This window comes from Flagellimonas onchidii (assembly GCF_004804315.1).
GTDB lineage: Bacteria > Bacteroidota > Bacteroidia > Flavobacteriales > Flavobacteriaceae > Flagellimonas > Flagellimonas onchidii.
The window spans coordinates 164459-181864 of record NZ_SRXX01000007.1 but is presented as its reverse complement, the minus strand read 5'-3'; the positions used below and the strand labels follow the sequence as shown (position 1 = coordinate 181864).

Sequence of the window (17406 nt, the reverse complement as noted above, 5' to 3'; positions counted from 1 at the left end):
CTTTGACAGTAGCGGTTGTATTATGCCTAAAACTATTAAACTCCTATATCTGATGCGTAGGCTTTAAAAGGTCGTTCACTGTCTTAACGGGGTTGAAAGTGACTAAAGGAACCTCAACAAAAATGGTGTTCCAAAAGGCCATGGCTCCGTTCCACAACCCTGGTAGCTCCAAAGCTTTTAATTCCTTTCCTTCTTTGGTCTTTCCTGTAATAAACCCTTGCTTGGTATCGACAAAATGTAAAAGGTTGTATTTCTCCCCTTTATGGTTGCGAATTCCACAAATCAAATCTACCGGGTTAAAATGGGTTGAATTCTTTAGAATTGAAGCTTGCTGTTTGTTGGAAGTATCAATTTGGGCAGATTCGATGATTTGTAGCGAAACATTTCCACCTTCATCTTCAATCCAGAAAGGCCCTCCTCCTGGTTCACCCTCATTCTTTACCATTCCACATACTCTGACGGGACGGTTAATTTTCGTTTTCAACACTTCCAGTTGTTCTTCTAGATTTAGGCTGTCATAATCCTGCGGTATTCTAACATTCAGCTCGCTTTCTAAAAAGGACTTTATTTCCGTCATTTTTTCCTTTGAAAGATTCCCCACCTCGATTTCATCGGCATATTGAAATGCCTTGGTCTGCGCTTTTAGCAATACCCCAGCCAACATTTTTTTACTGTTCGCAACTTTATTCAAGTTTTCATCTATTACAACATTGTCTATGTTTTTGATAAAAACAACATCTGCATCTTGATCGTTCAGGTTTTCAATCAATGCCCCATGACCTCCCGGTCTAAACAATAGTGATCCATCATTGTTCCTAAACGGCTGATTCTGCATGTCAACGGCAATAGTATCTGTGGAAGGCTTTTGATTGGAATAGGTAACGTTAAATTCAGTATTTGTTGTTGTTGAAACCTTTGGTGCAGCACTTGCATGCTCTTTTTTGAACATTTCATTATGCTGTTCCGAAATTGTGAAGTGTAGATTGGCCTTCCCATCAGTTTTAGCATATAGGGAGGCTTCTTTTAGGTGTTCTTCAAATGGGGTGGCGCTTCCAGCATCATACTTATGAAAAGGAAGTAGTCCTTTCGGGTAAAAACCATAATTTAACCCATCAGCCACCAACATTTCTTTTACAAAAAGATAAACTTCCTCATCTTTATTGGAAGTCTTGCCCGAAATTCTTTCCATGATCAAGTCATAAAAAGGAAGGTTCTCCATATTATCTGAAAACTGTTGAACAGCAGCATCACCCATTCGTTCTATATAGTCGGATAGCTTTTCTTTTGTAGCATCGTAAGTGTCCAAGAAATTGAACATAGCCTTGAACATACGTGAAGCAGCCCCGGACGCAGGCACAAATTTCAGCAGATCTAACCCTCCTCTTTCATCTTCAAAAAATTGGATAAGTTCCTTTTGCTCATCTTGCGAAAACCTTAAAATGCCATCTGAAACTACCGCAGCTTTTTCAAGGTTCACAAATGGTATACCAGCTTTGAAGGTTGCTATTTGGTTTTCAACTTTTGACTGGGAAATGCCCTTTTTTTCCATTTGGGCCAAGTCTTGTTGACTTAAATCATTCATGTTTGAAGAAGTTTATCGATATGGTTAATTGCAGTTTGAAGTCTTGTTTTCTTATCTCCTTTCAAGATAACGAAATTCCTATCATATTTTTCTAAGGTTTCATGAAAACACTTAAACATTTCTTCTCTTTCATTGGGTTTGTCCCTCAAGTCATCTGGTTCCCAAGGAGTATCTATATAGGTTAAAAAGTATAGGGCATACTTGTTTTGGAGGGCGTATTTTTCTAAAACCGGATCGCAATGCCCTATATAATATGCCTCGGAGTATACTTTGGTTTCTAACAAGTCGGTGTCACAAATCAGCAAATCTGTGGTTTTCTTGGAAAGTTCATTTTCCAAACGCATCTGCCCTTCAGCTATTGGCAACAAATCATGGGGCTCGCAGGTTTTGCGCTCGTTATTCCATTTGTTCTGTAAATATTCGCGCGCATATTCTGGAACCCACACGGTATTATAATGCCTAGCTAATTGTTGGGAAAGTGTGGTCTTCCCTGTAGATTCTGGCCCAAAAAGGACTACTTTAATAAGGTTTGAGGGCTCTTGCCTAAGTTTTTCTTCCATGCTTTGTAACCATAAATGGCAATGATAGTTAACAAAAAGTATAGTAGAGAGCTAAAAATAAGCCCTTTGTACCAATATAACGGTACTGTTATAATATTGCCTATAATCCAGTATGTCCAGTTCTCCAGTTTTTTCTTTGCCATCAACCACATTCCCACAAAAAAGATGGCAGTTGTAATCGTATCAACATAGGCTGTCCATACATTGAACTTATCAGCAATAAGGTAGATAACACTAACAAACACAATGGTTCCTATGAAAAGAATGACAGACCATTTTTTTTCATTAGTTGTGGTTTTTGTAATGGGAACAAAATGAGTCTCATCCACTTTTCGGGTCCACAAATACCACCCTACAATGCTCATAACAAAATAATACGCATTGATAAGGGTATCACCCAAAAGCCCCCAAAACAGCAGAATATAAGTGGCGATACCGGTGGCAATGATTCCAGTTGGGTATACCAAGATATTTTCTCTTTTGGAATACCACACACTAAGTAATGCAAAAACCACACTTATAAGTTCCAATACTACAATATGCGTGGGAACTCCTTCGTATTGCGAAAAAATCCAATCAAAAATGTGGCTCATACCCGCTTCGGTCCGATTTAACCATCTTCATCGTCAATACCACATGGTCTAAGTTTGAAAAAGTTTCCTTTATTTCGGAGTGCAACAGCTCCATTACCTCATCATAAGCTCCGTATACCTGTGTGCTCAACGGATTTTCCAAAATGGTAAGCCCAGATGCCCTTAATTTTTTAATGAAATCAATAATTGGTGGTTCAAAATTATCTTGAAGCGGGGTCAGGGTAAGCTCTACGGATATATTCATGAATTGTGTAAGATTTTGAGCGCAAAGCTACTAAAAAGAAGCTTCAACCCCCCATCATTCGAAGCGCATAAACGCAGGTAAACCCTTCGAATTCTAAAAATTCCACCTCATAATGTGATTTTTTGCCTTTATATAGAATTTGAGCCACCGTTCTTCTATCGTCAAAGGCAAAATCCATGACATCGATATGTTTTAAAAAACTGAGGCCTTGCTGCGCATAAATCTTGTACAAAGATTCTTTTGCTCCCCAAACAATGGTTAACTTTCGTATAATCGCTTCTGTATTTGCCAAAGTTCTGTATTCTCGCAAGGGAGTGAATTTGTTGGCAATCCTTAGAATTTTATCACGCTGCATCTCAATATCAATGCCCACTTCATCGGATTCACTTATGATAATTCCTGTAAAATTACGAGAATGGGTTATGGAGATGTACTTGCCGTCTTTAAGATGAGGTTTGCCAAAATCGTCATAATACAAATCATGGTCCTTGTACCCCGCCTGGTCCATTAAATGCCTGATACTTAAAAATGCCCTGCGGTGCATTTCCGATTTCATGCCTTCCATTCGACCTTGGCAATGGGGTGTTAGCTCTATGCCTTTGGACAGTTCATTTTCCTGCTCGGTAACCTTCCAAATATATACCGAAGTGGTTGGTGAAATTGTTATGGTTTTGTAAATAGGCACGACTAAGAGTTAAGTGATTTCGTATCTTTGCATCCGATAATAGCTAAGCTACAAAAAGTTAAGTATGAGCACAAAGACAATTCCATATGTTCCTAATAAAGTAAAGGATATTACACTTGCCGATTGGGGGCGAAAAGAAATTGAACTTGCCGAAGCTGAGATGCCCGGTTTAATGGCATTGCGTGAAGAATATAAGAACGAACAGCCCTTGAAAGGAGCAAGGATAGCAGGATGTTTGCATATGACCATCCAAACCGCTGTTTTAATTGAGACCTTGGTCGAGTTAGGAGCCGATGTTACTTGGAGCTCTTGTAATATATTCTCAACCCAAGACCATGCCGCCGCCGCTATAGCCGCTGCAGGAATTCCGGTTTATGCTTGGAAAGGGATGACCGAAGAAGAATTTGACTGGTGTATTGAGCAAACTTTGTTCTTTGGTGAGGATAGACAACCGCTGAATATGATTTTGGATGATGGAGGTGATCTTACTAACATGGTTCTAGATCAATACCCAGAGTTGGCAGCAGGAATCAAAGGGCTTTCTGAGGAAACTACCACTGGAGTACACCGTTTATATGACAGAGTAAAAAACGGAACACTACCAATGCCCGCTATAAATGTTAACGATTCTGTTACCAAATCTAAATTTGATAACAAATATGGCTGTCGGGAAAGTGCGGTTGATGCCATCCGAAGAGCAACTGATACCATGTTGGCAGGAAAACAAGTAGTTGTTGCTGGATATGGAGACGTAGGTAAAGGAACTGCAGCATCTTTTAGAGGAGCTGGAGCTATAGTGACGGTTACCGAAATCGACCCTATTTGTGCATTACAAGCTTGCATGGATGGGTATGAAGTAAAAAAATTGGAAACCGTTGTAGGTAAGGCCGATGTGGTCATCACCACTACTGGCAACAAAGACATTATTCGTGAAAAACATTTCCGAGGGTTAAAAGACAAAGCTATTGTTTGTAACATTGGACACTTTGACAATGAAATTGACATGGCTTGGTTGAACAGCGCTTATGGCAATACCAAAGATGAAATCAAACCCCAAGTAGATAAATATACCATTGAAGGGAAAGATGTTATTGTTCTTGCCGAAGGTCGATTGGTAAACCTTGGTTGTGCTACAGGGCATCCAAGTTTTGTGATGAGCAATTCGTTTACCAACCAAACTTTGGCCCAGATTGAGCTTTGGAACCATAGTGACAAGTATGAAAATGAAGTTTATATGCTTCCAAAGCATTTAGACGAAAAAGTAGCAAAACTTCACTTGGCACGTTTGGGCGCAGAACTTACTGAGCTTAAAAAAGATCAGGCCGATTATATTGGTGTAAAAGTAGAAGGCCCCTACAAGCCTGAGTATTATAGGTATTAGATTTTATCCAAACAATCACACCCTACCCTCGCAAGATTTTGCGGGGGTTTTTCTTTTTTTATGAAAGCATTAAATTTTACTAGCTTTAGAAATCATTTTAAAAATCAACCATTGGCAAAAAACCCTTCGTGCTATAAATCTCTTTTAAACGATGAGTTTTCAGAAACAGAAAATTACATATTGCAAAGAGATGCTTTAAATCCCAAAGTATCCAAGGTCGATGTGGCCTGGCATTTGGACCATATGCTCAAGACCATCAATGTGATATGCAAATCTTTGGAAGCATCCAATCCTGACGAATACAAATCGAACTTTAACCTTACGAGAACTTTAATCTATGCATGGGGAGATTTTCCAAGAGGAGTTGCCAAATCTCCGAAAGTGGTACGCCCACCAGATGTGATTCTAACCGAAGATCTGCATCGGCAAATCGAAATGGCCAAGGAAAATTTAAAAGTTCTTCAAGGTTTAGAGGCAAATGTTCACTTTGAACATCCTTATTTTAGTGTGCTAGATAAAAAAAAGAGCATTAGGTTCTTAAAAATACACACCCGCCATCATCTAAAAATTGTTCGGGACATCGTAAAAAAATAATCTGAGACCAGAGCGGAATATGAAAGACAGTTGGTTCGAAATTGAAAATATTAACACAGTAGATTCACCCTCCGTGGTGCTTTACAAAGAACATTTAAAGTTCAATATTAATGAGATGGCGACCTTGGTCAATGGCAACATTGATAGGTTGATGCCACACATTAAAACAAACAAAATGCCCGAGGTCTTAAAGCTACTATTGGTCTCTGGCATTGCCAATTTTAAGGCTTCGACCATAGCAGAAGCGGAAATTGCTGCTGAAGCAGGAGCGCATTCTGTTTTGATAGCACATCAATTGGTCGGACCCAAAATTGATCGTTTTCTCAATTTAATCGAACATTTCCCATCTACCCATTTCTCTACTATTATCGATGCGGTGGATACGGCGCGTATTTTCAATAAAAAAGCACTTGAAAGAGATTCCAAAGTCAATATTTATATTGACATCAACAATGGGATGAACCGTTCAGGAATAAAAATTGGACCAGCACTTGATTCACTTCTTTCGGTTATTAGGGATTGTAAAAATCTTGAATTTAGGGGCCTCCATATTTATGATGGCCATTTAAGGGATGCCGACTTTTTGGTTCGAAATAAAAAGATTGAATCTGGATTTGAAGATGTGACTGTCTATTTTGAGGCCTTGCAAAAAATTTACCCCAATATTGAACTGGTTTGTGGGGGGACACCTTCCTTTACTTCACATCTTTTACAAGAATCGAGAATTACCAGTCCTGGAACTTGTATTTTATGGGATTGGGGGTATAGTGAGAAGTTGACGGAACAAAACTTTAAGTATGCTGCTTTGTTGGTTACCCGAATTATCTCAAAACCTACGGAAGGAATTGTGACTCTAGATTTAGGGCATAAATCCGTGGCTTCTGAAAACCCTATAGACAAAAGGGTTAAGTTTTTAAATATTGATAACTATGAACTCTTTTCACAAAGTGAGGAACATGGCGTGCTCAAAGTATCCAATTGGGAAGAAATGAAGATAGGAGACATCCTTTACGGTGTCCCCTATCATATTTGTCCGACCATTAACTTACATGACCAAATATCCGTTATCGAAAATGGGCGAAAAATAGATTCCTGGGAAATCACTGCCCGAAAACGAAAGCTTAGGTTTTAGTTTTCTGCAGGCCCACTAAGAACTTTTCCCAAGTCATAGAAAAAGAAGTTCTTTTCATCATTCATGGCAACAAAAAGTCCATTGGAAAAAGTTTCATTCAATGGAACAGTCACTACATCACAACCATCTGTTTCCAAGGTGGTCAGGTTTACCGCTTTTATGAATGAGTTATCCTTCCGAGAGAAAATATTGAACTGCCCTTTTTGCTGGTCTGAAACTATAATGAATCCTTCCCCGTTAGGAAAATTGGCAATGGCAATGCCTTCTATATCCGCTAAAAAGTGCTCTCCGCCAAAACAGGAAATCTCTTCATTCCCCTTAGAAGGTTCTGCATAATACTTTCTTATGCACACCCCTTCATCAGAATAATAAATCCACCCATTTTCGTCATCCACAGCAATGGCCTCTATTTCCTTTTGACCACTAAATTTTCCAAACTTGCGAACAATATCTGCTTTTACTCCTAAACTATCTGAAACCAATTTGTATTGATAGAGGTAACCATCACTTGGCCCGGTTTTTCTCCCCACAATAACATAAACAGATGAATCTTTTGGGGATTTATACAGGCTTATTCCCATGGGTAATCTTTGCTCCAAATTAGTCTCATCTTCAAAAACAGGGAAACCTCCATCATCCAAGGGTTCCATGTTCGGAACCGAAAACACTCGTATCTGTTGCTTTTCTCTTTCGGTGAAAGCAAGGATATCAACAGAAGTAGAATCGTTCAATTGAAAGCCGTATTCTACATCAACATTATTGGGTCGCTGTACATTTTTAATGGTTTTTTCCTCTATGATCTTTCCCTCTAGATCAAATGCGTAAATGGCTCCATTGGTTTCTTTATCCGTACCAAAAACGATACTTTGCGAGGCGTCATCGGGATTGACCCAAATGGCCGGGTCATCGGTATCATTTATTGTGGTTTCTGTTATAACATCGGGTTGGATGGGTGTCAAGGTACTTTTGTTGTTACAGGAAATGAATCCTACAACAGATAAAAGCAATATGGTTCTGATATTTATCATTCTATGTTGTTTTACGACAAAAGCTGCCCTAAGGCAGCTTTAAAGACTGTAGGTTAATGGTTCTTATTTTTTAAATAAATCATACTTTAATCCAAAGGTCAATCTTTTTTCATAGAATTCAACCTGTTGGGTGCGATTTGAAATGCCTTGATAGTAACGCAATGGCTGGTTGGTTACATTATTCAAATCTGCATATAAGCGCAGATTTTTGTTAATGGTGAATGAGGCATTCAAATCCACAAAAAACTGCTTGTCATAATATCTGTCCTCAAAATCATTCCCTCCCAATTCATCTATATAGGCATCTGAAAAATTGGTCGAGAGCCTCAAACTGAATTTTTTATCGGCATAGCCCAAAGAGCCATTGAACATATTTGGTGCTGTCCCTGGTAAATCTATGTTTTCCCTAGTTTCATCTCCGTTACGAATACCATCTGTAGAAGAGGTAAGCAGGGTGTAATTTAGATAGATGCTGAGATTTTTCGCGAATCCTGGAAGGAAATCCAATTGTCTTTGGAAAGCGACCTCGGCACCAAAAATTGAAGCGCTATCACCATTTAGCGGCTGGAATAGATCAAATCCAGTTGTCGCATCTTCAGATAAGGAGGTATAAATAAAATCTTTGATGTCTTTGTAAAATACTCCTCCAGATATGATTCCAACGGATTCAAAATAGTGTTCTGCCACTAGATCAAAATTCATGGAACGAGTAGGATCCAATTCGGCATTTCCAGTTTCCACCTCTTCATCCTCATTGATCACATTTCTGAAAGGGACCAAATCTACATAGTTGGGTCTGGCTATAGTATTGGTCCAAGCGAAACGCAAAACGGTATTGTTCGATGGGTCGTACTTAAAATGAACTCCGGGCAACACATTGGTATAAGAGCTTTCGTCACGGATTTGGTTGAAACTTGCAAAATCTCCTTCATTATCAAAGATTACTTCGTTACCCAAACTGTTGATTTTTGTATTTTCAACTCTTACTCCAGCAAGTATGGATAATTTTTCGGATAATTTTTGGTTGGCCATAATGTAACCGGCATAGACCTTTTCGTCTACATCAAAGTTTCCTGCCAAAAACTCATCCTCAACAGAACTTGTGTCAAAACTTGCGGCATTTGAGAAGTCAAGTGTTCCCAAAAATGCTGGATCAACAAATTCTCCAGACGCATATTGATTCCCTGCCAAGAAATCACTTTTTGTGTAATCCCTGGTCTGAATATCGGCTAAAGTTTCGAATCCGGTAATAGGTTCTGCTTCAATAAAATCATTGCTTCTTACCTTGTTTTTAGATTTAAACCTACCTCCAAACTTTATGGTTCCATCTCCAGCTCCAAACATATCTGCGGGCAGCTCGAAGTTCAAAAATGCATTGAAATCTTCTTCTTCTGTAAATTGATTTTCCTCGGTGAATTCCTTCAATTCAAAGTTGGACAATGTCGCATCTGAGGCATTGGTTGGACTGAACGAGGGATATCTCGGATTTCCCAAATTGGCATTGATTCCAATGGCATCTCCAATTTCGTATTCGGCATAGCGCTCATTAGGACGCTCTTCGGATGCTTTTGCATATGACGCCATCCAATCCATTTTCAAGCTGCCAAACAAATGATCTCCTCCAACACTATAGTTTTGCATACGTTGATCCTCCAGTCGAGTGTTCTTAATACGTCCCCCAGGAATACCTCCTTTTGTCTGTCTTCGGATTTCACCTTCATAACCGATTATATTCTCTGTACCATCGGCAAATACAGGCTCAATACTTCTAAATCTTAGACGGAACCGATTCTCACGGTCATCTCTCCAGTTGTACATGGTTTTAATGAAAACGGTATTGTTCGCATCAAAAGCGTAATCAACGTTGGCAGAAAAGCTTCTACGAATTCTTTGCACGAGGTAGGTTCGGATATCAGATTCCTCAACAAAAGGATTTACCTGAATATCTTCTTCCGTCAACGGGCTTTCAGCTTCGTTTACCCATTCGGCCTCCACATTATCAGAACCGAAGTCTACATTATTATATGATGCTGCCAGCATCCAACCAAATTTGCCATCCTTGGTGCGGTCTCCCAATAAAAATCCAAAGTTGTAAATAGGCTCATCGTTGATAAAACTTACACCTGACCCCAAGGTGGTCGAAAGGCGAAAGCTTTGCGGTGAAGAACGAGTAATTAGATTTACAGAGCCACCAAGCGCATCTCCATCCATATCAGGGGTAATGGCTTTGTTCACTTCTATGGTCTGAATCATGTCCGAAGGAATCAAATCCATCTGAATATTTCTATTGTCTCCTTCTGCTGATGGAATCCGACTGCCATTTAAGGTTACAGAATTTAATTGTGGTGCAAGGCCGCGTACAATTACGTTTCTTGCTTCTCCTTGGTCTACTTGCATAGTAATCCCCGGAATTCGTTTTACCGCATCCCCAATATTCGCATCGGGAAATTTTCCGATTTGATCAGTTGAAACTACATTGGTAATATTCTGATTGGTTTTTTGGGTATTAAGTGCTTTTGCTTGTCCACTTAATCCATACGCCGTAACCTGAACTTCTTGTAGTTCCAGGTTGGTCGGGTTCATGGTCAAATTAATCACTGATGTCTCATTGGCAATGACCTCTACACTTTGTTCAATTGTGGCATAACCCAAATATGATATTTTAAGCGTATGATTTCCTTCCGGAATGTTGAGCAATGTAAATCTTCCATCGAAATTTGTAATTGCCCCTTTGGACAATGCCGAAATCATAACATTTGCTCCTGGAACATAGATTCCATTTTCATCAGATATAGTTCCTTGAATGTTCCCTGTTTGAGCAAAAAAGGATAGTGGTACAATAAATAAGATTAAAAACTGTAAATATTTTTTCATTTCTTAAGTGGTTGTTATTAAACCACAAAGAAATTATTATGCCCACCAAAAAGGGTTAGCTCATTTTTAAGATTAAGTGATATTTAGCGCCATTTTTAGAGCTGTTTAGAATAGCTTAACACTGAGCTAACAAAAAACCCCCACTTTTCAGCGAGGGTTCATATATTAAAGAAGTGTGTTCTTTTTAAGCTTGAAAAGGCTCAATGGAAACAAACGATTTTCCGCCTGCTTTCTTTTCAAATTTTACAATACCATCAACTTTGGCATGCAATGTATGGTCTTTTCCTGCATAAACGTTTTCTCCAGGATTATGCTTAGTGCCTCGCTGCCTAACAATGATGTTTCCAGCTATAGCAGCCTGTCCACCAAAAATCTTAACGCCAAGTCGTTTCGATTCTGATTCTCTACCGTTTTTTGAACTACCTACACCTTTCTTATGTGCCATGATATTTAAATTTTAGTTCTCTTATTTTTTTAAAGCTTCAATCAGGTCAGCCTTTTTCATTGAAGAAATTCCTTCAATTCCTTTGGCCTTTGCCATTTCCTTCAATTCAGCAACCGTTTTGCTGCTCAAGTCTTCAGCCGCAGCTTTCTTTGGAGCTGCTTTCTTTGGAGCTGCCTTTTTTGCTGGAGTCGCTTCTTTTTTAGCTTCTACCGCAGGTTTTTCGGCTTTGGCTTTAGCTGGAGCTGCTTTTTTAGCTCCCTTTGCTACAATACCTTCTACAATAATTTCGGTCAAATATTGTCTGTGACCATTTTTTACTCGGTAACCCTTACGTCTTTTCTTTTTAAAGACAATTACCTTATCACCTTTAAGGTGTTTTACAACTTTGGCTTCAACAGCCGCACCTTCTATGACTGGGGCGCCTACAGTTACGTTACTTCCGTCATCCAAAAGAAGTACTTTGTCAAAAGTGACTTTTTTACCTTCTTCTGTCTGCAAACGATGAACGTACACTTTTTGGTCTTTTGCAACTTTAAATTGCTGCCCTGCCATCTCTACTATTGCGTACATAATGCGTTAATTAAATTAAATGTTTTCCGCTTTATCAAAATTAGCGGGTGCAAATATACTGCTAATTCCTTAATGCACAAGGACAATCAGGGCTTTTCGCGTATTATTTTTTAAGGTTGTTCGAAGTTTTAAAAAGTTGCATGAAAGAAAGCGTCAAAACTAGAGCCGTCGCGAAACCCATAATGGCTACGGTAAAAAAAACAATTCCTTGAAAATTGCTATAATCCTTGGCCCAAACCTCAGAAAGCTCATCTAAAAAACCTGAATCAAGCTCTGTTGAATAAAACGCGAAGAATATGGTAAACAACAACGTTGCGACGAATCCAGTGGTTACACCTGCTATGAAGCCTTTACCATAACTAAATTCATCACCCATCCGTAGCTTGGTATATTTTATGGTCTCATAAATTCCGAAACCCGTAATTACACCATTGAACAAACTGTAAAAAACATTGGTATGCTTCCCCATGAGTGCCAAAATCAAAAAATAAGCCATGAGAATGGCACTGGTAACAATACCAAAACGAATAGGAAGGGACAAGTTTTTCATCTTGCTAAAATTTTGGATGGATGTTTAATTTACTGAATGTTGATGAATTATGCTACAAATTCTTGTTAAAGACTTACCTTGTAAACTATAGATTTTTTAATTTTTGCCTGATTTAATGTAACATCAGTCAAAAAACAGTTACCTATCGTATTTAAAACGTCATTACTAAACACTTGATCATGAAAAGATATTTACTATCCCTACTGTTCATTTGTGCAACGGGTTGGCTCATCAATGCCCAAGAAGTTGTTTTTGAAGAGTACAATCTTGACAACGGACTGCACGTAATATTGCATCAAGATAACACAGCTCCGGTCGTCACTACTGCGGTTATGTACCATGTGGGTTCAAAAGATGAAGACGCAGAAAAAACAGGTTTCGCCCATTTTTTCGAGCACCTTTTGTTCGAGGGCACCAAAAATATTGAAAGAGGTGAATGGGACAAGATTGTCGCATCAAACGGTGGCAGCCATAATGCAAATACGTTTTTAGACAGAACATATTATTACGAAACATTCCCGTCCAATAGCCTAGAAGTAGGGCTTTGGTTGGAATCAGAGCGATTGCTCCATCCTATTATCGGCCAAGTGGGTGTCGACACCCAAAAAGAGGTGGTTCAAGAAGAAAGAAGGCTTCGTGTAGATAATTCGCCATACGGTGCCTTTTTTGAGGTCTTGCTTAAAAATCTATATAAAAAACATCCATATCGATGGGGCGTAATAGGATCGTTGGATCATTTGGCAAGTGCCACCCTAGACGATTTCAAGCACTTCAACAAAACATTTTATGTTCCAAACAATGCAGTTTTGGTAGTAGCTGGAGATATTGACGTTCCCAAGACCAAGAAAATGATATCTGACTATTTTGGACCAATCCCCAAAGGTGCCGAAATACCAAGAAACAAAGTGGTCGAAGACCCCATAGTCAATACCGTTCAGGCTACATATTATGATCCAAATATTCAAATTCCTGCCATTTTACTAGCGTACAGAACCCCTGGCCAAGCCGAAAGGGATGCATACGTAATCGATATGATTTCTGCATATCTCAGCGACGGTGAGAGTTCCAAATTGTATAAAAAATTGGTAGATGAAAAGAAAATAGCACTCCAGATATTTTCCGTGCCAATCAATGCAGAGGATTACAGTTCTTATGTGGTTGGAGGACTTCCTGTCGGTGAAAATTCAATTCAAGACATCAAAAATGAAATTGATGCTGAAATTCTGAAAATACAGACCGATTTGATTTCAGAAAAAGACTATCAAAAGCTACAGAACAAATTTGAAAACAACTTTGTAAATGCAAACAGTAGCATTTCAGGAATTGCCAATTCCCTTGCCGAAAATTACATGTTAAGAGGAGACACCAACCTCATCAATACACAAATTGACATCTATCGCTCCATTACAAGAGAAGAAATTAGGGACGTCGCCAAAAAATATCTCAAGGCGAACCAAAGGGTGGAATTAGAATATTTACCAGAACAAAAAGAAGCCAATTAAGATGAAAAAGTTTATCGTTTTCTCTGCGCTGTCACTTTTTATGACAGTTTCTTACGCACAAATAGATAGAAGCAAACAACCCAAACCCGGTCCGGCTCCCGAAATCAATCTTCAAGAACCCGCCCGTTTTGAGTTGAACAATGGACTTAAAGTAATGGTTGTGGAAAATCACAAGTTGCCCAGAGTCTCCATAACATTGACCATAGACAACCCTCCCATTCTGGAAGGAAATAAAGCTGGGGTATCTTCTTTAACATCCGCTTTGTTGGGAAAAGGGTCAAAATCCATTTCCAAGGATGATTTTAACGAAGAAGTGGATTTTTTGGGTGCTAGTATCAGTTTTTCTGACCAAAGTGCTTCGGCAAACTGTCTTTCAAAGTACTTCCCCCGAGTTCTTGAGCTAATGGCCGATGCCGCGATACACCCCAATTTTACCCAAGAAGAGTTTGATAAGGAAAAAGACAGGATTATCACTGGCTTAAAATCTGAAGAGAAAGATGTTTCTGCCATAGCAACCCGTGTTCAATTGGCCTTGGCTTATGGAAAAGGACATCCCTTCGGTGAAATTACCACTAAAGAAACAGTGAACAATGTAACCCTAATGGATGTCGAAAAACATTACAGAGACTATTTTGTTCCGGCCAATGCTTATTTGGTTATTATCGGGGATGTGGATTTTGAAAATGTAAAGGAATTGGTCACAACTTATTTCACACCATGGTCCAAAGCGGTTCCACCATCATTCAGTTATTCCCATCCGACAGATGCCCAATATAACCAGATAAATTTTGTAGATGTCCCCAATGCTGTTCAATCTGAAGTCGTGGTACAAAACATCACCAACCTTAAGATGAAAGATGAGGATTATTTGGATGCGCTTTTGGCAAATCGGATTCTTGGTGGAGGCTCACAAGCCAGATTGTTCAAGAACCTGAGGGAAGACAAAGGGTATACATACGGATCATATTCAGGGATACGAGCAAATAAATATAGCCCAATGCGGTTTAGTGCATCTGCTCAGGTTAGAAATGCTGTTACCGATAGTTCTGTGGTCGAAATCTTAAAAGAAATTGACAAAATAGTTTCCTCTCCAGTGACCGAAGAGGAATTGACCAACGCAAAAGCCAAATATGCTGGTAATTTTGTCATGGCCTTGGAAAACCCCTCAACCATTGCCAGCTATGCATTGAACATTGAAACCGAAGGCCTTCCCAAAGACTTTTACAAAACATATTTAGAACGATTGGAAGCCGTTACAGCAGAAGATGTCCAAAAAGCAGCCAAAAAATACTTCTCTACCAAAAATGCCAGAGTTGTAGTAACCGGAAAAGGAAGTGATGTATTGAAAAACCTTGAAAAAGTTGAGTTCAACGGAAAAAAAGTACCTGTTTTATTTTACGATAAATACGCTGGCAAAACTACAAAACCCGATTATGATGTGGCTGTTCCCGAAGGTGTGACAGCAGAATCCATCCTAAAAAAATATATTGCTGCAATCGGTGGTCAAGAAAAATTGGAGGGAGTAGAATCGTATGCCATGATTGCGGAAGCCGAAATGCAAGGAATGAAATTGGAACTCGAATTAAAAAAGACTTCCAAGGATCAATTTATGCAAGATTTAAAAGTGATGGGCAATTCCATGCAAAAGCAAGTCTTGGATGGCGATGAAGGTTATATGCTTGCCCAAGGTCAACGTAAAGATTTAACACCTGAGGAAATTGAACGAATCAAGGAAGAATCCGTTGCTTTTCCTGAGTTAAACTATTTGGCAGCCGGTGACATTACCCTAGAAGGTGTTGAAACCATTGGTGATAAAAAAGCCTATAAGCTTAAGATTACCGATAAGAAGTCTGCGTTTTACGATATGGAAACCGGACTAAAACTTCAAGAGGTAAGTGTTGAGGAAGTGCAAGGCCAGCAAATGAGCAATACGGTAACCTTGGATGACTACCAAGAGTTGTCAGGAATTAAATTCCCGTTCAAGCTGACCCAGACCATGGGCCCACAAAGTTTTGAATTTATGGTCAAAGAAATTAAGGTCAACGAAGGTGTAGACCCGTCTGACTTTGAATAGATTATTCACTTAAACCACAAAAAAGCACCACGTTAAATGGTGCTTTTTTGTTTATACATCTCATTTATGGCTAATTTTGCAACTTCAAATTAGGATGCTAGTTGAAATCAATAGCCACATACATCTTTGTTTTTTTATATGTTTTGGCCATGGCACGACCTATATTGCCTTTGGCCGAGTATATTATTTATGAGGATTACATTGCGGAATTCCTTTGTATCAACAAGGATAAGATAGAATTACAATGTAATGGTAAATGCTACCTCATGCAGCGGCTTTCGGAGCAAAATGAGGAGAAAAAGCAGAATTTACCCAAAATCACCTTGGAAGAATATCCTATTGGTTTTGTTGAGTTGATGCATTATAATTCCAAAGAAGTACTTCAACTTGAATCTTTAAGTGATTTTGACTACGCCAATTCCTACTCTTTTTTATTCTTTTCTTCGAGTTTCCATCCTCCGAACTACACTATCTGATTCCGAGAATTATAATTTTTTAAGGTGATTCAAGAATTCAATTGGTCACCCTAACCTTCAATGATTTAAACCGAATGAAAAAATATTTATCGGCCATTCTTTTTATGGCCACACTAGCACTATGTGCGCAAGAAACCAATGACGAAACTACAAAATGGTCCGCCGGAAGACCAGATGGCCACGCCCCAATCTCAGTAATGGGTGATCATATGCACGGTAAAGGCGAATGGATGTTCTCTTACCGATACATGCATATGAATATGGAAGACCTAAAGCAAGGAAATGATGATGCCTCTTTTGATGAAGCCCTGACTAATTATATGGTAACACCAACTGCTATGCCCATGAATATGCACATGCTAGGAGCTATGTTCGCACCAAGCGACAGAGTAACCCTTATGGCCATGTTCAATTATATTTCGATGGAAATGGATCACCTTACCCGAATTGGTGGCAACTTTACTACTGAATCCAGTGGGTTAGGGGATATCAAATTGTCCTTGCTGTATAGATTCTTCAACCAAAATCAACAAAGCCTACATGGACAAATTGGGTTTTCCATTCCAACAGGAAGCATAACGGAAAGCGATGTAACACCAGCTTCTGCCCCAAATGCCATGGAACTTCCTTATCCCATGCAACTCGGAAGCGGAACCTTTGACCCTGTTATGGCACTTACTTACCTAGGTCAAAATGAGTCTGTTTCCTGGGGAAGCCAAATCAGAGGGGTTTTTCGCTTTGGGAAGAATGACAGAGAGTTTCGCTATGGAAATCGATACAGCCTTAACAACTGGCTTGCCGTAAAAGCTGCTGATTGGATTAGTTTTTCTGCCAGACTTGAAGGATTATTGGTCGGAGAACTTGATGGGGCAGATCCCGACCTAAACCCTATGATGGTCATTACTGCGGACACTGATAACTCTGGAGGCACTTTAATCAATGGAGGTTTGGGCTTCAATATTTATGTTCCAACTGGGGCTTTAAAAAACCTTCGTTTTGGGTTTGAATTTGCTTCGCCCCTACTTCAGGATTTGGAGGGAATCCAGCTAAAAAACAAGGAAACCCTAACTTTAGGTTTACAGTATTCTTTATAAACCTTGTCCCGGGAAGCAAAGC

The 17406-nt window shown here is 39.2% G+C and carries 17 protein-coding genes; 7 read left to right on the top strand and 10 right to left on the bottom strand.

What is annotated here, in order from left to right:
* Window positions 1–43 precede the first annotated feature (43 nt).
* From E4661_RS09655 to E4661_RS09635, 5 genes are read right to left on the bottom strand one after another with little or no spacing between them, the layout of a single operon-like run.
* Window positions 44–1582, bottom strand: coding sequence for a DUF4301 family protein (locus E4661_RS09655; protein WP_136466716.1), 1539 nt, complete (start codon window positions 1580–1582; stop codon window positions 44–46).
* Entirely contained in the window at window positions 1579–2142 is a 564-nt protein-coding gene (locus E4661_RS09650) for an AAA family ATPase (protein ID WP_136466714.1), read from the bottom strand. Before E4661_RS09650 ends, E4661_RS09655 begins: the two co-directional genes overlap by 4 nt.
* Window positions 2097–2735 (bottom strand): nicotinamide riboside transporter PnuC, encoded by a 639-nt coding sequence (gene pnuC / locus E4661_RS09645; RefSeq protein WP_136466712.1) that lies wholly within the window; start codon window positions 2733–2735, stop codon window positions 2097–2099. Before pnuC ends, E4661_RS09650 begins: the two co-directional genes overlap by 46 nt.
* Window positions 2719–2979 carry a thiamine-binding protein gene (locus tag E4661_RS09640; RefSeq protein ID WP_136466710.1) on the bottom strand — a complete coding sequence of 87 codons (261 nt, stop codon included), beginning with the start codon at window positions 2977–2979 and terminating at the stop codon, window positions 2719–2721. Before E4661_RS09640 ends, pnuC begins: the two co-directional genes overlap by 17 nt.
* Before the next feature lie 43 nt (window positions 2980–3022).
* A complete protein-coding gene (locus tag E4661_RS09635) occupies window positions 3023–3664 on the bottom strand; it encodes a 4'-phosphopantetheinyl transferase family protein (protein ID WP_136466708.1) in 642 nt (213 codons plus the stop codon).
* Between the two features lie 64 nt (window positions 3665–3728).
* Between E4661_RS09635 and ahcY the strand changes: the two genes are divergently transcribed.
* The 3 genes from ahcY (at window position 3729) to E4661_RS09620 (ending at window position 6771) form a co-directional block, all read left to right on the top strand.
* Window positions 3729–5045, top strand: coding sequence for an adenosylhomocysteinase (gene ahcY / locus E4661_RS09630; protein WP_136466706.1), 1317 nt, complete (start codon window positions 3729–3731; stop codon window positions 5043–5045).
* A 111-nt stretch (window positions 5046–5156) separates the two neighbouring features.
* The gene (locus E4661_RS09625) at window positions 5157–5639 is read left to right on the top strand and encodes a DUF1569 domain-containing protein (RefSeq protein ID WP_136466704.1); all 483 of its coding nucleotides are present in this window, start codon (window positions 5157–5159) and stop codon (window positions 5637–5639) included.
* Window positions 5640–5658: 19 nt separating this feature from the next.
* Entirely contained in the window at window positions 5659–6771 is a 1113-nt protein-coding gene (locus E4661_RS09620) for an alanine racemase (protein ID WP_136466702.1), read from the top strand.
* On the opposite strand, the gene E4661_RS09615 is transcribed toward E4661_RS09620, so the two are convergent.
* The 5 genes from E4661_RS09615 to E4661_RS09595 all read right to left on the bottom strand — a co-directional run bounded on the left by E4661_RS09615 (window position 6768) and on the right by E4661_RS09595 (window position 12238).
* Window positions 6768–7799 (bottom strand): phytase, encoded by a 1032-nt coding sequence (locus E4661_RS09615; protein WP_136466700.1) that lies wholly within the window; start codon window positions 7797–7799, stop codon window positions 6768–6770. The genes E4661_RS09620 and E4661_RS09615 overlap by 4 nt on opposite strands.
* 63 nt (window positions 7800–7862) lie before the next feature.
* A complete protein-coding gene (locus E4661_RS09610) occupies window positions 7863–10673 on the bottom strand; it encodes a TonB-dependent receptor (protein ID WP_136466698.1) in 2811 nt (936 codons plus the stop codon).
* Between the two features lie 184 nt (window positions 10674–10857).
* Window positions 10858–11118 (bottom strand): 50S ribosomal protein L27, encoded by a 261-nt coding sequence (gene rpmA / locus E4661_RS09605; RefSeq protein ID WP_136466696.1) that lies wholly within the window; start codon window positions 11116–11118, stop codon window positions 10858–10860.
* A gap of 21 nt (window positions 11119–11139) precedes the next feature.
* The gene (rplU, locus tag E4661_RS09600; protein WP_136466694.1) at window positions 11140–11688 is read right to left on the bottom strand and encodes a 50S ribosomal protein L21; all 549 of its coding nucleotides are present in this window, start codon (window positions 11686–11688) and stop codon (window positions 11140–11142) included.
* Window positions 11689–11791: 103 nt separating this feature from the next.
* Complete coding sequence (locus E4661_RS09595; RefSeq protein WP_136466692.1) at window positions 11792–12238, bottom strand: DUF4199 domain-containing protein; 447 nt, start codon at window positions 12236–12238, stop codon at window positions 11792–11794.
* Between the two features lie 179 nt (window positions 12239–12417).
* On the opposite strand from E4661_RS09595, the gene E4661_RS09590 reads away from it, so the two are divergent.
* From E4661_RS09590 to E4661_RS09575, 4 genes are all read left to right on the top strand, one after another.
* Window positions 12418–13740 (top strand): M16 family metallopeptidase, encoded by a 1323-nt coding sequence (locus tag E4661_RS09590; RefSeq protein WP_136466690.1) that lies wholly within the window; start codon window positions 12418–12420, stop codon window positions 13738–13740.
* A 1-nt stretch (window position 13741) separates the two neighbouring features.
* A complete protein-coding gene (locus E4661_RS09585) occupies window positions 13742–15814 on the top strand; it encodes a M16 family metallopeptidase (RefSeq protein ID WP_136466688.1) in 2073 nt (690 codons plus the stop codon).
* A 149-nt stretch (window positions 15815–15963) separates the two neighbouring features.
* A complete protein-coding gene (locus tag E4661_RS09580) occupies window positions 15964–16290 on the top strand; it encodes a hypothetical protein (protein ID WP_136466686.1) in 327 nt (108 codons plus the stop codon).
* 74 nt (window positions 16291–16364) lie between these two features.
* On the top strand, window positions 16365–17384 hold the full coding sequence (locus E4661_RS09575) for a transporter family protein (protein WP_136466684.1): 1020 nt from the start codon (window positions 16365–16367) through the stop codon (window positions 17382–17384).
* The last annotated feature ends 22 nt before the right edge of the window (window positions 17385–17406 follow it).